General features: G+C 48.5%; 15 protein-coding genes. 6 read left to right on the plus strand and 9 right to left on the minus strand.

Going from position 1 to position 16744, the window contains the following annotated elements:
• Window positions 1-588: 588 nt before the first annotated feature.
• Window positions 589-1326, minus strand: coding sequence for a lysophospholipid acyltransferase family protein (locus HCN83_RS14380; RefSeq protein WP_168008506.1), 738 nt, complete (start codon window positions 1324-1326; stop codon window positions 589-591).
• Window positions 1327-1443: 117 nt separating this feature from the next.
• Here HCN83_RS14380 and HCN83_RS14385 point away from each other — a divergent pair, with 117 nt between their 5' ends.
• Window positions 1444-1716 carry an acylphosphatase gene (locus tag HCN83_RS14385; protein WP_168008507.1) on the plus strand — a complete coding sequence of 91 codons (273 nt, stop codon included), beginning with the start codon at window positions 1444-1446 and terminating at the stop codon, window positions 1714-1716.
• On the opposite strand, the gene HCN83_RS14390 is transcribed toward HCN83_RS14385, so the two are convergent.
• Both HCN83_RS14390 and HCN83_RS14395 read right to left on the minus strand, forming a co-directional pair.
• Entirely contained in the window at window positions 1713-2711 is a 999-nt protein-coding gene (locus tag HCN83_RS14390) for an LLM class flavin-dependent oxidoreductase (protein WP_246238252.1), read from the minus strand. The two genes, HCN83_RS14385 and HCN83_RS14390, sit on opposite strands and share 4 nt — an antisense overlap.
• 5 nt (window positions 2712-2716) lie before the next feature.
• Window positions 2717-4030, minus strand: a complete 1314-nt coding sequence (locus HCN83_RS14395; RefSeq protein ID WP_168008509.1) for a lysine N(6)-hydroxylase/L-ornithine N(5)-oxygenase family protein — start codon at window positions 4028-4030, stop codon at window positions 2717-2719.
• Window positions 4031-4140: 110 nt separating this feature from the next.
• Here HCN83_RS14395 and HCN83_RS14400 point away from each other — a divergent pair, with 110 nt between their 5' ends.
• Genes HCN83_RS14400 through HCN83_RS14410 form a run of 3 tightly spaced genes read left to right on the plus strand, consistent with a single transcriptional unit; the run spans window position 4141 to window position 7080 of the window.
• On the plus strand, window positions 4141-5565 hold the full coding sequence (locus tag HCN83_RS14400) for a cryptochrome/photolyase family protein (protein ID WP_168008510.1): 1425 nt from the start codon (window positions 4141-4143) through the stop codon (window positions 5563-5565).
• Window positions 5566-5568: 3 nt separating this feature from the next.
• The gene (locus HCN83_RS14405) at window positions 5569-6762 is read left to right on the plus strand and encodes a GNAT family N-acetyltransferase (RefSeq protein WP_168008511.1); all 1194 of its coding nucleotides are present in this window, start codon (window positions 5569-5571) and stop codon (window positions 6760-6762) included.
• 39 nt (window positions 6763-6801) lie between these two features.
• The gene (locus HCN83_RS14410; RefSeq protein ID WP_168008512.1) at window positions 6802-7080 is read left to right on the plus strand and encodes a hypothetical protein; all 279 of its coding nucleotides are present in this window, start codon (window positions 6802-6804) and stop codon (window positions 7078-7080) included.
• A 937-nt stretch (window positions 7081-8017) separates the two neighbouring features.
• On the opposite strand, the gene HCN83_RS14415 is transcribed toward HCN83_RS14410, so the two are convergent.
• From HCN83_RS14415 to HCN83_RS14425, 3 genes are all read right to left on the minus strand, one after another.
• Window positions 8018-9391, minus strand: a complete 1374-nt coding sequence (locus HCN83_RS14415; RefSeq protein WP_168008513.1) for an aldehyde dehydrogenase — start codon at window positions 9389-9391, stop codon at window positions 8018-8020.
• A gap of 94 nt (window positions 9392-9485) precedes the next feature.
• Window positions 9486-10850: an MATE family efflux transporter gene (locus HCN83_RS14420; protein ID WP_168008515.1), complete on the minus strand. Its 1365-nt coding sequence runs from the start codon at window positions 10848-10850 to the stop codon at window positions 9486-9488.
• Window positions 10851-10933: 83 nt separating this feature from the next.
• Complete coding sequence (locus HCN83_RS14425) at window positions 10934-12166, minus strand: helix-turn-helix domain-containing protein (RefSeq protein WP_168008517.1); 1233 nt, start codon at window positions 12164-12166, stop codon at window positions 10934-10936.
• A 333-nt stretch (window positions 12167-12499) separates the two neighbouring features.
• Here HCN83_RS14425 and mreBH point away from each other — a divergent pair, with 333 nt between their 5' ends.
• Window positions 12500-13504 (plus strand): rod-share determining protein MreBH, encoded by a 1005-nt coding sequence (gene mreBH / locus HCN83_RS14430; protein WP_168008519.1) that lies wholly within the window; start codon window positions 12500-12502, stop codon window positions 13502-13504.
• 68 nt (window positions 13505-13572) lie between these two features.
• Here the strand turns inward: mreBH and HCN83_RS14435 are convergent, their stop codons facing one another.
• The 3 genes from HCN83_RS14435 to HCN83_RS14445 form a co-directional block, all read right to left on the minus strand.
• Entirely contained in the window at window positions 13573-14148 is a 576-nt protein-coding gene (locus tag HCN83_RS14435) for a carbonic anhydrase (protein ID WP_168008521.1), read from the minus strand.
• Between the two features lie 144 nt (window positions 14149-14292).
• Window positions 14293-14430 (minus strand): lmo0937 family membrane protein, encoded by a 138-nt coding sequence (locus tag HCN83_RS14440; RefSeq protein ID WP_168008523.1) that lies wholly within the window; start codon window positions 14428-14430, stop codon window positions 14293-14295.
• Window positions 14431-14496: 66 nt separating this feature from the next.
• The gene (locus tag HCN83_RS14445) at window positions 14497-15384 is read right to left on the minus strand and encodes a diacylglycerol/lipid kinase family protein (RefSeq protein WP_168008525.1); all 888 of its coding nucleotides are present in this window, start codon (window positions 15382-15384) and stop codon (window positions 14497-14499) included.
• 118 nt (window positions 15385-15502) lie between these two features.
• On the opposite strand from HCN83_RS14445, the gene HCN83_RS14450 reads away from it, so the two are divergent.
• Entirely contained in the window at window positions 15503-16651 is a 1149-nt protein-coding gene (locus HCN83_RS14450; RefSeq protein ID WP_168008527.1) for a glycosyltransferase, read from the plus strand.
• Window positions 16652-16744: the final 93 nt, after the last annotated feature.

Here is a 16744-nt window from a genome sequence, read left to right on the forward strand (position 1 = left end):
GGTCGACGCCCTGTTTCGCCGTAAGCCCAAAACGGGCAGCCCCGGGAAGATCCCCGCGGCTGCCCGTTTTTTGATGTTCTCCTGCTCGATCTTCACACTGTTCGGACACGGTTTCTTTGACGCTTACAATAAAACGACTTAAGCCTTCGCAAAAGTAACATAGCGCGAGGAAATTCGAACAGTCGCCTACAACCACGGATGCAATGATTTCGCGAGCTGACCCAGACTGCCAGTTGCATATCTGGCGAATGCTGCGAAACATTGGCAATACTAATCATTAAAGAGACGTCGCTTGGCGTAAGGTTCAATCGGTTTCCAGCAGGTTCCTGCCAATAGAAATCAGGCCTTTCACCTGTTCTGCCAGCTGCCGACTTCGAAGGGCCACGACTCCGGGAGGATCAGAACGAGGCGAAGATCCAGCGCTTCCGACAGTAGTAAGGAAGCGATTAGCTGAGCCCGTTCCCTCCGGAAAGCGAGTGCCCGAAGATACAGGCAGATGCAAGGTTACTCACCTAAAAATGCTTCATCGACATTCTGAGAGCGGCTCTCCATTGCGGAGAGCCGCTCTTTTTAACCATTTTACTGCTGCTATTGCTCATTCATATTTTCCTGAGTTAGCGGCAGGTGTTCTTCTACCTTTTGCTGAACAAGAGCAGCGAGCTCTGCTGCATCCACTTTTTTATCCTGATGAATCGTCACAGGTTCGCCATACGTGATGGTCACATGGGCCGGCTTCATTCTTCCGCCATTCGCTTCCATCATTTTATAGGATCCATCGGTTGTCACAGGTATGATCGGCACTCCTGACAGCTGAGCCAGCTTTAAGCTCCCCTTCTTAAACTGTCCTGGTTGACCTCCGCGGTTTCTCGTTCCTTCCGGAAAAATGACGAGACTGCAGCCCGCCTTCAGCTTTTCTGCCCCTTCTCTGATAGCAGCAACAGACTGCCTTCGATCGTTTCGATCAATGAAAACGCAGTCCAGCAGTTTCATCCAGGAGCCGATAAGCGGTATTTTCTTCACCTCCACTTTTGAAATAAAACCAATTTTTCGGTTGGCAGTTGAGAGTATGATCGGGATATCAAAATTTCCCTGGTGACCTGCTACAAACAGAACTGGTCCTTCAGGCAGGTTATCATTCCCATGAACCGACACTTTGCCGCCGGCAAACCTGACAAGACTTGAGGCCCAAAGATACGCACGCCGGTGAATATATGCGTCTGCTTTTGCACGATCTTTTCGTTTTAGCAGATGAGCGATACCGAGTCCTGGTATCACAAGAATTAAATGAATAAAAAAGTAAACAAACCATAAAAAAGTTCGAATCATAGCCGTATGCGCTTCCTTTCTGAAATTCAGTCAGCTGAAGCAGCTGCTTCAGGTGTAAAAATGCTTGAGGCAGGGAACATAATCGATGAATAAGCCATTTGAAAAAGGAGGTCGATTATGCCCCGCTATGACATTACGGTGACAGGCCGTGTACAAGGCGTCGGCTTTCGTTATTTTGCCCAGCTGGAAGCCTCACAGCGCGAGCTTTCCGGGTGGGTCCGCAATGAACCGGACGGGTCCGTGCGGATGGAGGCACAGGGTGATGAAGAGAATCTGCATGCATTTATGCGCGCTCTGGGCCAGGCAAGATATCCGGCTGAAGTAGACCAGGTGATCCCCGTTAAGCTAAATGAAAAGTCCGAGCCTTCAAAGTTCCGGATCGTCCATTAAGGGATAAGTTCTTCAGCAATCAGCTGGTACGACTGCAGCCGTGTTTCATGTGAGTACAGGTTGCTGATCAGCATGAGCTCTGACGCTTGCGTGCGTTTCGCCAGTTCCTTCAGCCTCATACCGGCGGATTCAGCGCTTCCGACAATCAATCTCCGCCGGTTTTCTGTCTGACGTTCTCCATCATAGCCGGACCAGTCATGAGCCGCCGCCTTTTCCGGACCCGGAATTTCCGGCAGGGGCATCCCCTTTTCAGCTGACAGAACAGCCAGGTCAACGCTTTTTGCCATTCTTTCCGCTTCTTCATCAGTGGCAGCGCAAACGACGGATACTGCCATCATGAAAGAAGGCTTTTCCAGCCATTTTGATGGCTGAAACTGCTCGTAATAAACCGAAGCAGCCTGATCTGTTTCTTCTTCATTTATAAAATGAGCAAACGTAAAAGGCAGCCCGCGCGAAGCCGCAAGAGCTGCTCCTTTTACGGAAGATCCCAATATCCATACCGGTGGAACTGTTTCTGTATAAGGGCCTGCTTTCGCCTCCCCATACACATATTTTTCAACTGGTTGGTAATGAAGCCAGTTTAAAAGATCGTCCAGCTGTTCCGGAAATCGTGAAACATTGCGCGGTCTGCCCTCGCTTAATGCAAGTGAAGCTCTCGGCATTCCGCCAGGTGCTCGTCCGATTCCGGCGTCGATCCTTCCAGGAAATAATGCTTCCAGCATGTGAAAGGTTTCCGCTGCCCGGTAGGCACTGTAATGAGGCAAAAGCAGGCCCCCCGTTCCAAGTCTGATGGTGCTCGTCTCCGCACCAATCCGGCTCAGCAGTATTTCAGGTGATGTACAGGAAAGTCCCGGACTGTCGTGATGCTCTGCCGCCCAATAACGGCCGTACCCCCATTCTTCAGCAAGCTTTGCCAGCTCAACGGACTGATGCAGAGAACGCTGCGCCGTTCCTTCGTGTACAATAGGAGACTGGTCAAGAATACTTAGCTTCATAGTCATTACTCCTTTTCGTCTGCAGACTGTGAAGCGCCGAACTGCTGAAAAACCGTGTTCTCTCGTTCCTGATAGATCGTACGCCCTGCGATGTCATTGATAATTGTTACGTTCCGGTTCACAGCCAGTGCCAGGTTGGTCGCTCCTGCTCCGTGAGAGTGGACAATATCCGTAAGCGTGTAGAGCCTGCCGCTGCGCTCGTCCGGAAAGGAGAGATGGTAGCGCCGGTTTATTTTCAACCGGTCATCTTCCCTGTCGGCGTCTTTTGTCAGTGTTTCCAGCCACTCTGGAATATCAGGTTTATAGCCGGTGCCAAGAATGACTTTATCAGCAGTGACGCGAAACGTTTTCTCCTGCTGGTGCTGATGCAGTGTTACTTCATATGAACCGTCACCGGCCGCTTTAATGTCCTTTACTTCTGTATTAGCCTGAATAACAGTACCGCTCGGATGACCGCCGGTCGTTCGGTGATACAGGACATCATATATTTTATGCAGTGTGCTCTCTTCCACACCATTGCGAAGCTGCGTAAGATTTGGAAGCTCGTCCAGTCTTTTTTCAAGCGGAAGAGCATGAAAATAATCAATATAATCTGGTGAGAAGATTTCCTGCCCGAGTTTTCCTGATTCCAGCTGAAAAAAGCCGGCAGAACGGGTATACCAGTTTAACTCAGGACGGTGATCTTTTTGCAGCAGCTCGAGAAACACTTCGGCAGCACTCTGGCCTGATCCTGCAATCAGTACTTTCTCAGCGCCTGCGATACTGTCTTCCTGCATCACATACTGACTCGTATGGAGCACGTCTTCAGGCGGATGACCCTGCAAAGGCTCCGGGATCAGAGGCTTCGTACCCGTTCCGACGACAATATGATCTGCATAATAAGTGGTTTCTACTTTCGTTTCCTGGTCGAGTACGCAGACATGATAACTACCTTCTTTATAAACAACATTTGTTACGCTTCTGCCGAATAAGCAGTTATTCAGCTGGCCGGCTGTCCAGCGGGCATAGTGATTATATTCTCTTCGTGGAATATCGAAGCGGTTAAAAAAGAAGAAGGCGTGAAGTCTTCCTTGTGAAGATAAGTAGTTTAAAAAAGTAAAAGGACTTGTAGGGTCCGCCAGCGTCACCAGGTCAGCCAGAAATGGAACCTGCAGGTCTGCCCCCTCGATCAGCATCCCGGGATGCCATTGAAATTCCGGCGATTCATCAAAAAAGAGGGATTGAATATCTTCTGCTTTCGTTAACAGTGCAGCGAGGCCCAGATTAGCCGGCCCGATTCCGATTCCAATTACATGATAATTTGTCTGTTGGTGTGTCATATATGAATGTACATCCTTTCACTCCGGCATCGACATATTACATCAAGCAAGCCTGTCCTTAAACATGAGGATAGGTATGAGCAGCACGATACTCACTGGAGGTGTTTTTTATGACTAAGCCGACGTTCGCCGTCTGGTTTCGCAATGATTTTCGTTTTCATGATCATCCTGCTCTTGAAGCTGCCTGGGAGGCGGCGGAAGAACAAGACGGAAGCATGATGTTTTTCTTCCATCTGCATCCGGATTTTCAGCATAACACAGATACTAGCAATGATTACTTTTTTCAAACCGTTTCTTCCTTCAAGGAGCAGTGTGAAGAGGCCGGCCTCCAGCTTCACATCCTGTCAGGAACAGTAGAAGAAGCTTTCAAAACGCTTCAGGAACGAACATCTTCCCTGAAAGAAATCTTTTATATCGAGGATTATACACCTTTTTCCCGTGAGCGTGACAAAGAAGCGTTCCGGACACTTAAAGAAACCGGAGTACGCTTTACCGGCACTCCGGGGAGCTATATTCATGAACCGGATGAAATCGTAAAACATGATGATACTCCTTATAAGGTTTACACGCCCTTCTCCCGTAAATGGCTTCAGGAAGATAAGCCGGCAGAAGCGGACGATCACCATGACCGGTTTCATAACCGGTATCATCCGCATCAATCGCTCTCTGCCAACGGCGAACAGGCGTTTAGACAAGTTCTCTCCAATTGCAGCCGTAAATGGAAAGCACTCGGGGAAGCGGCTGCCCTCGAGAGACTCGGGGAATTTATGGATGACCGCATTGAATACTATGACCGGGAGCGTGACAGACCTTCTGTTGCAGGAACAAGCCGTCTATCCCCGTACATTCGTACAGGAGCTCTCTCCGTCAGACGTATTTATCACGCAGCTGCCGATAAAGGCGGGCAAGGCGCAGAAACGTTCATTAAAGAACTCGCATGGCGGGATTTTTATGCGATGATCATGTATCATTTCCCGGAAACAGCTGATAAGGAATTCCAGGAAAAATTCCGCTCGCTGGAATGGGTGACGAGCAAATCTGACTTAAAGGCTTGGCAGGAAGGGAGAACCGGATTTCCTATTGTGGATGCCGGGATGAGGCAGCTAAACGAAACCGGCTGGATGCATAACAGGCTGCGCATGATCACTGCTTCCTTCTTAACAAAAGATTACCATATCGACTGGCGTGAAGGAGACGCTTACTTTGCAGATAAACTGATCGATCATGATCCTGCCTCAAATGTCGGCGGCTGGCAGTGGGCTGCATCCACTGGCACCGATGCCGTTCCATACTTCCGGGTTTTCAGTCCGGTCCGTCAATCAGAAAGATTCGATCCGGATGGTGCGTTTATCCGACGCTACGTAAAAGAACTGGAAAACGTACCTGACAAATGGATTCATGAACCTCATAAAATGCCGGAAGAGGAGCAGAAAAAGGCGGCTTGTATCATTGGAAAAGATTATCCGGAGCCGACAGTAGACCACAAGCTGGAGCGAAAAAAAGCGATTGAAATGTATCAGGACAAGGGGGAGTAAATCGTGGAAATCAGGCGGCTGAGATCATCTGAAGCAGAGCATGCGATACGAATGTCGGAATTTGCATTTCAATATGAGATGACGGAAGAGCAGCGCAGAGCACGTCTGGCGGATATGAATCCTCAGGAAACATGGGTGATTGAAGAAAACGGTGTGGTGGTCTCCAAAGCAGCCGTGCTCCCAATGGATGTTTATTTTTACGATATGAGTATTCCGGCAGGCGGCGTCTCAGGAGTGGCCACCTGGCCGGAAGAACGGCGCAGAGGACATGTAGGGAAGCTTCTGTATCATTCGCTTCAGCAAATGAGAAAGGAAGGCAGGCTTTTGTCACTTCTCTATCCGTTCTCGATTCCGTTTTACAGGCGGTTTGGCTGGGAGCTTTATGCCGATCAGGAAGCGTGCACGTTGAAGCGCGAGCAATTCCCTTTATTTGAACCAAGCGACGGCTCCGTAAGCCGCATCACACCAGACGCACAAAAAATTGGTCCTGTTTACGACCAGTGGGCTTCCAACATAAACGGTTCCGTCGTCCGGTCCGCCGAATGGTGGCGTAAAAACACCTTTAAGCGGAAGCCCGGGACATGTGCGGTTTATAGCCGCGGCAATGATATACGCGGCTATATGATTTACGAAATGAAAGACAGAAAAATGACTGTCCATGAAATGATCTGGCTGGATGCTGATGCAAGAAAAGGGCTGATGGGGTATATCCGCAATCATGACTCGATGGCAGACACCGTATCGATTACAGGCAGAGCGCATGACATGATGCCGTTCTTACTGCCGGATCCTAAAGTGGAGCGGAGCGTATCCTCTTATTTTATGGCACGAATTGTGTCATGTGAACCTTTACTGAGCCTGCTGCCGCTTCATCTGAAAACGAACGAGTCCATCATGCTTCATGTCACCGATGAATTCTGCCCCTGGAATGATGGAACCTATATATTAGCTGCTGACTCAGGCCCGCCTTCCCGGGTCCGGTTCTTCCCGCCAAGAAATGAAGAAGACCGGTCTCTCCGGCAGCTGTCCAAAAAAGGGATAAAGCTTGATATTAATATGCTGTCTGCTATCATTATGGGAGCACAGAAGCCGGTGCGTCTTTGGGAAGAAGGCATGATCGAAGGAGAAGAAGAGATGGTGAGGCTCCTGCAAAGGGCATTGCCAGACTATCCTCCGTTTATCTACGATTTTTTCTAAGCTGGCTGTGTTTGATGAAACATGCAGGAGGACAGACCGATGCATCCATTTAAAGCGTTTTTCGAAAAACTTTACGGCCCGGTTCCTGAGGACAGTTCATTAAGGCTCTATTATTGGGTAACTGCTGTTATTTTCTTTATTCCGGCAGCGCTTTCACCCGTATTTCTGATTGCCTACTATGTTCAGTTCGGACTGGGGTATGTACTGACTTACGGTTTGCTTATGCTGGCTGCCGTTTGGATTTTCATGCCGATCTTTTTCAGGCTGATTATGAAAATGAATCGTTTTTTATTCAACGAAAAAGATCGAAAGCAATAAACAGTAACCTGCGCAAAAAGGGACCCGGCTTTGTAAATAAAGCCGGGTCCCCAGGCTGTTGAAAAAGTCTTTCAACTTACATATTTATTCGTTTGATTGTATTTCCCCTCTGCTTACCAGCGGAAGCTTGCCGTGGGCTGGCCTTCAGCTATTTCTCAGGGCGACCCTGTATGAAGGGAAGAAAGGCACGGCTTCACTCGGACACAGGCTTCTCGCGAGAAGCCTTCAAGACCCAGTCCGGCTCCGCTCGTGCGTTGATGCCGTTCGCAGATCTGAACGGCACTGGATCTTCAGACTGCGCTGATCCCACGGGCGTCCCCGCCGGACACATCGGGGAAACGGCTCTGATTCATGGAGAACAACGTCACGACAGGCAGGTGCGACCGCTTTTTTTACCTTTTATACTGAATTGTAGGAAGAATTGGCATCCCTATTCAACATCGAAACGTCGCATAGGGAAGGTTCATATGTGTGGAAGCCGATCGTGCATTCATAACCAGGCACTTGAAACGCACTGCCAGCTGCCGACATCGAAGGAACTCGACTCCGGGAGGATCAGAACGAGGCGAAGATCCAGCGCTTCCGACAGCAGGAGGAAGCGGTTAGCTGAGCCCGTTCCCTCCGGAAAGCGAGTGTCCGCAGATACAGGCAGATGCAACGTTATTCACTTAAAATGAATTTATCAACACTCTGGGGACCCGGCTTTGTAAATAAAGCCGGGTCCCTTTGTTTGCGAGCAGCGCCATACTGCTTGCACGTTTGTTCCTATTTTATGAAGGAGTGCGTCGCATATCCAGCCTTCCTCCGGCTCTTAAATCGGAAAAGCTGCTCCTCGAGTCCTTAGCTCCCGGATCGCCTTTACCGGCAGGAGGATAAACATGACTGCTTATTCATCATGGAGCGGCTTTCTGAAAAGATGATTCAGCTAGCTCCGCTGCTATTCCCACATTTTCTTCAAAGTGTTTAATGTTTTCTGCGACGGATTGTATCGAATGGGGAGGTCGAATTTCGTCGTCTGTTTTAAGATGCTTTTCCGATGAGTAAACGTATCAAAACTGTCCTTGCCGTGATAGGCTCCGTGTCCGCTCTCACCAACACCACCAAACGGCAGATAAGGGGTGCTGATGTGCATGATGGTGTCATTAATACATCCTCCGCCAAACGAAAGGTTACTGATAATCATCTGTTCTGTGTCCTTGTTTTCGGTAAACAGATAAAGCGCAAGCGGATTTTGCCTTTCCCGGACGAAATCAAGCACCTCATGCTCATATTGATAAGACACGATCGGCAGAATCGGTCCAAAAATTTCATCTTCCATTATCGGATCATCAAGCTGAACATCCATCATGATCGTCGGCTCTACTTTGCGGCTGTCACGGTCAAATGCTCCGCCATAAAGTATTTTTTCTTTATCGAGCAGGCCTGCAAGCCTGTCAACATGTTCTTCTGAAATGATTCGCGGATAGCTCCGTTTCCCCCGCACTTCCGGACCGAAAAAGCGCTTCGTATACTGAACGACAAGCTTTAAAAACTTTCGGCGTGACGACTCATGAATCAAGACGTAATCTGGAGCCACGCACGTCTGACCAGCGTTTAAAAATTTTCCCCAGACGATTCGTTTTGCTGCAAGTTTCAGGTTTGCATCTTCCGTGACGATAGCCGGGTTTTTCCCGCCTAGCTCCAGTGTGACAGGGATCAGCCTCTCTGCCGCTTTCGCCATGACCTTTTTACCCGTATGCTTAGATCCGGTAAAAAAGATGTAATCCAGCTTTTGATCCAAAAGTGCTTTTGAGACTTCTGCATCGCCTTCAACGACCGCAATATATTCCTCCGGAAAAGTGGCAGTGACGATATCGCGGATGACCATACTCGTGTTTGGCGTCATTTCAGACGGTTTCACAATGGCCGTATTGCCAGCTGCAATCGCACCGATTAAAGGCGTCATCGCAAGCTGAAACGGGTAATTCCAAGGGCTGATAATCAGTGCTACGCCATACGGATCTTTGTAAACGTAGCTTTTGCTGCCTACATGGGAAATAGGTGCCTTCTGTTTTTGAGGTGAAGCCCAATAGTCCATGTTTTTGTACATATCTTTAAGTTCGCTGTAAAAGAAGCCGATTTCAGTTAAGTACGCTTCAAATTCCCCTTTGTTTAAATCTTTCTTCAGCGCCTCCACAATTTGAGACTCCCGCTTCTGTACAGCCTCTTTCAACAGCTGCAGCTGTCGTTTGCGAAATGCGATTCCGCGCGTGTGACCGCCGTAAAAATACTCTTTTTGTTTACTGACAAGCGCCTGCATCATTTCCTGCATCCTATATCACGTCCTCATTCAGCATTCCTGCCTGATTAGTCGTCGTTTGGCTCTTCTTGTCACACTTCAGGTTCTTTAAGGACCTGTTCCACTTTCAATTGTTCTGCAAACGTCCTTGCCGAAAACGCTGTCTGACAACCTTCAGCCGATAAGCAAGCATTGCCGCACAGACAGTCAGTCCTGTAATTAACCCGATCCAGTAACCGAACGGTCCTAACGGTGTCCATACTGCTGCAGCATGGCCCGCGGGGAGCCCGATCAGCCAGAATGCTGCCAGAGCCATTAAAAATGGTATGTTCACATCCTTGTAGCCGCGAAGAACCCCCTGAATCGGGGTATTAATCGCATCCGACATCTGAAAGAAAACGGCATAAAGCAGAAACAGCGTAATCAGTTCTGCCAGCTCTGGGTCCTGTGTGTAGATAAATGCTGCCGGTTCTCTAAGCAGGTAAATAATCACCGACGCTGCCGCCCCCATAATGGCTGCCCCTATAATGCCTATTTTTGTATACGAGTCGGCATCCTGCAGACGCTCTGCACCTGCTTCATACCCGACAGCAATCGTAAGTGCAAATGCAAAACTGAGCGGTATCATGTACAGCAGGCTGGCAAAGTTCACCGCAGCCTGATGGGCAGCGATTACCTCAGTCGAATATTGACTCATTAACAACGTAACCGCTGAAAAGATGCTCGTCTCAAAAAAGATCGTCAGCCCAATTGGTGTTCCGAGCATGAGCAGCTCCCGCCACGCACTCATCGAAATACCGCTCCAGCTTTTGTAAATGCTGAAGCCGGAAAACGGACGCACTCTGGCAGTTGTGTACACAGTGACAGCGAAAATGAACCAGTACGTAACCGCTGAAGCGTACCCGGCTCCAATTCCGCCCAGCTCCGGAAATCCGAATGCTCCAAAAATCAGCACATAGTTAAAGAAAGTGTTTACCGGAAGAGCCATCAGTGTAATCATCATCGTCGTCCGTGTCTGACCAAGTGAATCAATAAAGCCTCTCAGCGCATTGTAAATGAACAGCGGCAGCATACCAGCTCCCAGTCCGATGAGGTAGTGTTTCGCTATGTACGCTGCTTCCGGCTCTAAATTCATGAGTGCAAGCACTGGGTCCAGCAGAAAAAAGCCGAGTACTGCTACTGCAGCTGTCAGTCCAACAGCAAGCCATATACCCTGCTGGACGTAAAACGCTGTTTTTTCACTTCTTCCCGCTCCCGCATTTTGCGCCAGAATAGGGGTGAGTGCCATTAATATTCCCGAAATGCCCGTTAAAATCGGAATCCACAAAGAACTTCCAACGGCTACTCCTGCCAGATCAACAGCACCGGCATGTCCGGACATGGCTGTATCAATAAAATTCATCATATACAGGCCGACTTGCGTTACAAGTATCGGCCACATCACGGAAGCCAGCAGAGCCAGCTTTTCTTTTCCTGAAAAAGTCTCACGCATTCATGACATGTCCTCTCCTGCTGAATAACGGGTTAATCATATCACAATTCGGCGTAAGGCAGGGAAAGACTGCTTCCTGCCGGTTATTCAGGGGAGAGCTTGTTTCCTGCCTTCGTCCTCCAATACAGAGCCTCCTGCAAATCTTTTTCTGCCAGAGCGTGATCAGCCAGCCAATTATAAAAATAAAGACAATGCTTCCACTGGATGCATGTTTCAAAATAAGGGAGAATGTTCACGACAATTTTTTTCGTTTCCTGACTATGCTGACTGCATAAACTGGCAAGAAACATAAAAAGGTGCTTCCAGCCAACATCGCGGGAGGAAAGCGGATATGATGTTTCGAATTCATGGATCGTCGCCTGTGCGTGTGCAGTCCAGGTACGTGCATCTTCATACATTTCCATTTCAAGGAAGACGTGTACGAGCTCATAAATCACTTCAAGCCGGTCCATGCCTTTACGTGAGCGGTAGCTTCTCTGCAGCATAGCGGCAGCTTCTGCAGTTTTCCCTCGCTGTCTGAAGTATCTCCCTTTCATCAGCGACGTACGCTCTCCCGCTTCAGATGCTGTGTGCTGCTGAAGGAGCATCAATTCATGGTCTCCCTCCTGCTTCAACCCCGTCATAAACAATGCTTCCGCTGCAATTTCCATCGCTTTTGTGCAGCGGACCATGTCCCCGGTTTCTGCCGCCATCCTGATACAGGAAGCGGCGTGCAAATAAGATCCTTCGCCATTTTCTGATTCAAGCATAGCTTGTGCTGTATGAAGGTGAAGATCCGCCATTTCTTCCGACGGCTGATTCATATCTCCGGCAGCACAGCAGGCCTGCAGCAGACTCAGGGAAGCATGCTCGGGCCAGCCGTCCATATAATATAAAATACCTCTTGCTTTATAAAGCAGAAACCTTACTCTGCTGTCTGCCGGACGTTCCTTTTCCGCCTGCCTGTAAAGTCTCCAGGCAGCTACAGAGAGATACGGCTTGCTGATAAGCTGACGCAGCTTTAGTACGAGCAGCAAAGCTTTTTCGTTTTTACCTGCGTCAGAAGTAAGAGACGGCAGTGTCAGCTCCTCCCCGTCCGCAAGCAGATCTTTGTGTAGCTGCAACAGCTCTGTCAGATTATTTTCCTGATGCCTTTCGGTTATTCCTCCTCCAATCTGCAGCCGTTCACGAAGCGCCGAAGCCAGATTTTCGTCTGGAACTACTCTCCCATTTTCGATTTTACTGTAATAGGAAACAGAGCAAAGCCCCTGGCAGACCTCGGCCTGTTTCAGCTGCAGTTTTTTCCGTTTCGCTTTCAATTGTCTCCACACGGTCATCAGTCCTTATCTAAACCTTAAAATGGTAATTAATTCGATTTATTATACCTTATCATCTCCATCTTTTGCATGATTAAATCGCTTTATCTCACCTCTATAAAAAATAATTCTGCAGAGGTTGAGATCGGAATCAGCACTTACAGCCCGGACTATGAAGCTAAAGACTGAGACTCTTAGACTCACTGGAGCACCTGATTTGCTCCTGGTTCACAGGACGTCTGATGTGTTTGATGATTTTATAGAATTTTTGATACGGAAAACGGTACAAAACGTTGTATGGTCGTAGAATGTAGTTTAGTAGGAAAGCAAATAAGTGAACGGAGGAAGATAGTTATGTTTTCAGCTATGCAGATAGGAATTGACCTAGGAACCGCAAACCTGCTCGTATATACAAAAGAGAAGGGCATGATTTTAAACGAACCGTCCGTCGTTGCTCTTGATACCGGAACTGGCGAGGTGCTTGCTGTAGGAGAAGAAGCAAAGCAGATGGTTGGCAAAACACCAGGTAACATCGTAGCAATCCGTCCGATGAAAGACGGAGTAATTGCTGATTATGACGTAACGACCGACTTAATTAAGCATCTAATGCGAAAAGCATCCAAAAAGCTCGGCACCGCCATTCGCAAGCCTAATGTGATTGTTTGTACCCCATCCGGGGCGACTTCCGTTGAAAAGCGTGCCATCCAGGATGCCGTGCGTCAGAGCGGTGCTAAAGACGTACAATTAATTGAAGAACCGGTTGCGGCAGCAATTGGAGCAGGTCTTCCAGTAGAAGAACCTGTGGCAAACGTCATTGTCGATATCGGCGGAGGAACAACTGAAGTCGCGATTATTTCTTTCGGCGGCATCGTGTCCAGTCACTCGCTCCGAGTAGGAGGCGACCGTCTTGATGAAGACATTGTCCAGTACATTCGTAAAAAATATCACCTGATGATCGGCACACGTACATCTGAAGAAATCAAAATGGAGATCGGCCATGCACTTGTGGAGCATGAAGAGCAAAAAATGGAGATTCGCGGAAGAGACCTCGTCAGCGGGCTGCCGCATACAATTGAAATCACGTCCACCGAAATACAGGAAGCGATTCACGAGGCAATGCAGCAAATTCTGGAGACAATTAAAGCTACACTTGAAGACTGTCCTCCGGAGCTCAGTGGAGACATTGTCGACCGAGGTGTGATGCTTACCGGCGGCGGATCACTGCTGCAAGGAATGGAGCAGTGGCTGTCCGATGAAATCGTAGTACCGGTTCACCAGGCACCTAACCCACTCGAGTCTGTGGCCATTGGAACCGGAAAATCACTGAAAATGCTGAAGAGCCTCCGAAAAGCAAATTAACGCCGCTTGGAACGAAAAAAGAGCTGTGCTCCCGAAAAATCGGTGTGCGCAGCTCTTTTTAAATTCAATTATTCAAATACATCTTCTTCAGGCTTCACGACCCACTCAAGCTCGCCGTTCTCAATGTGAAACAACGCTCCAAAAACTGGCACCTGACGCTCAGCCTGCTTATAAACGTCCAGCTGCTGAACCTTTTGTACCTGTTTCTCGACATTGTAACGCTCCAGCGTTTCCCCGTCTTCCGGGACTTCTCCTGCAAAATCACTGACAGAAGTACGTACGTGTTGAATCCAGTTTTCGAGCACCTCTGGATGAGAATCGGCTTTAGTTGCCTGAACGCCGCCACAGTGAGTATGCCCTAAAATAAGGACATAATTGACCTTCAGTACGTTAATCGCGTAATACAAGCTTGACTCTACGCTTTCATCTCCTTCAACAACTTGATTAGCGATGTTGCGGTGGATGAAAAGCCGCCCCAGCGGCTGACCTGTTACTGTAGTCGGCGAGGTACGGGAGTCGCAGCATGCTAAAACATAAAATGTTGGCGACTGACCTTTGGAAAGTTCCTCGAAATATGCTTTATTCTCCTGCAATTGTTTATCTTTAAATTCCTGCTGGGCTTTTTCCATATCATTTACTTTCATAATCTGCATAACCCTCCAGTTCGTCCGGCTAAGCGGCGGTTTTCAAATAGTATCGCAAAAAGAGAGGCACAGCGCAAGCACCATTCAATAAACGGCGCGCCACGAAAAAAGGCATGCCCATTATACAATGTACATGCCTTACATTCAGCGTCCCCGGATCATCCGGATAATGAAGACGACAAGTACAATAATTAATAGTAAATGAATAAAGCCGCCCGCTACATCAATGACTAAACCAACCAGCCAGATCAGAAGCAGGATTGAAATAATTGTCCAAAGCATGTCCTCTCCTCCTTTCAATCATCTAATGTACTATTTCCTATTTCCTTTTGGATGAAACCTTGTATATCACCAACCGGTAATAAACGGAATTCTCTGTTTTAATATGCTGATTTCTACTGTACCTGCTTCGCGCAGTTCACCATCCAGATCCAGTTTTTTAGGGGGATCGGTATCCAGCATGATGCTACTGCCCTGCAGCCATGTAACATTCTCAGCATCTTCGATCGATGTGGAAGTGAGCTTTTGCTGCAGCCACTCGCCGAAAACGGACCTGCCTCCCATTTTGACGATGAACAGGTCCAGCTTTCCGTCTGTCATGCTGATCGTTTCAGAAGGAAGCTCCGATGTGCCTAAAAACCCTCCATTTGCAGCCAGAATCATAATGGCTTCTCCGCGGTAGTGCTCGCCATCGACTTCCATCGAGTAGGAGAAGGGCTGCGCTTCTTTCATCGTCTGCCAGGCGCTGACAAAATAGCTGACTCTACCTGTTTTTTCTTTTAAATCCGGGTCAATATTTTCAGATGTATCTGCAATTAGGCCAAGTCCTGCAAAATTAATAAATGCTTCATCTCCGCATAAACCGGCATCGAGCAGCACTGGTTCTTTTCCTATAGAAGCTTTACATGCCTCCAGAGGTTTCAGCGGCAGCTGCAGCGATCGGGCCGTATCGTTACAGGTTCCGGCGGGAAGCACCGCGACTTCCGGTATGCTTTTTCTTGTCCGGATGCCTTCTACAGCTAAATGTACAGTGCCATCCCCGCCGAGAACCCAGAGCTTGTCCATAAGATGCTCGTCGTTTCGCAGAAACAGCAGTGTTTCTTCAGCCGTTTCCCCGGTGAATACTTCCAGTGTGTCCACTTCCGTCCGGATCACTTCCTGCAGTTCTTCCAGCAGACTGTCCTCAGCAGCATTTCCTGCCTGACGATTATGAAGAAGGACGCCTTTTTTCCCCATCCTGGTTCACCTTCCCCCGATTCATATTCTGTGAATAATATGTCTCTTTCCCTTTTTAAGGAATGAGCAATCATTTCCCGTTTTAGCAGTGCAAGTGAATAGGTAATGAAGGCTGATCGTGATAAACTTACGGGCAAGAGGTGATGTACTTGTGATCTGGGCGGCTCTTATAACACTGTTAATCGTGATGGTCATTAGTATCCAATGGTTTGTCGGGCTTCAGAAAATTCCCGTCCTTGTTAAAGAAACTGTGCCTGACGGCAAAGAGTCTGTCAGTATAGTTGTTGCGGCTCGAAATGAAGAAAAACGAATTTTTTCTGCTGTCAAAACAATGCTCGACCTTCATGCAGTTCAACTGGAAGTGATCGTCGTCAACGATCGGTCCACAGATGGCACAGCAGCCGAACTCCGCCGGCTCCAGGAATACGATGATCGGGCTCGCCTTCGCGTCATTCATATTAATTCCCTCCCGGATGGATGGCTCGGCAAGAATCATGCCCTGTATCGGGGGGCAGCGGCGGCATCAAATAAATGGCTCCTGTTCACCGATGCCGATATTTACTTTCAGCCGTCGACGCTTCAAAAAGCAGTCGGCTGGTGTCTGGAAAATAAGCTTGACCACCTCGCGCTCATACCTGAAAACAGAGGCGGCACAAAAATGTATCGGGCATTTCACAGCTACTGGAGTATAATCGGCGTTTGGAATTTCATTCAGTTGAAGCACGCTGGCATCGGCGCGTTCAATATGATGAAAAAATCCGTTTATGAGGCGTGCGGCACTCACCAATCGCTGCGGACTGCACCCGATGATGATTTGAAGCTTGGCAAACGTCTTGTCCGGCTTGGCTTCCGCCAGCAGCTTGGTCTTGGCAGCGGTCTCGTAAGTGTACAATGGTATGAAACGATACCGGAAACCGTCCAAGGTCTTGAGAAAAACTTATTTGCCTTCATGCGCTATCATTTCAGCGCCGTTTTCTTCTTTACTGCTTTACTGACATTCCTCCATATTGTTCCTTTTATCGGAGTGTTTACAGCGCCTTCCGCTGCAGGAATTATCTGGGGAGCCGTTCTGACAATTTACGTGTTCATGTACATGTGGAACTGCAGACTGACCGGGGAGCCTCCGCTTCATGTGTTCGCGATGCCGGCTGCAGCTGCCGTGTTTCTATACAGTCTGAACCGCTCTGCCTATAAAACATGGCGGCGGGGCGGTGTTGAATGGCGCGGTACCGTCTATCCCCTCAGCGAGCTGAAGCGAAAGTCGTAACGCTCGTGAAAAAGAGGCAATCGCTTATCCAATATTTTCTGTTATGATAGGTTCATAGACTGGCGCTACTGCCGGTCTATACATAATGCACAT

Origin of the sequence: Alkalicoccus luteus (assembly GCF_012034335.1) — a bacterium.
Taxonomy (GTDB): Bacteria; Bacillota; Bacilli; order Bacillales; family Salisediminibacteriaceae; genus Alkalicoccus; species Alkalicoccus luteus_A.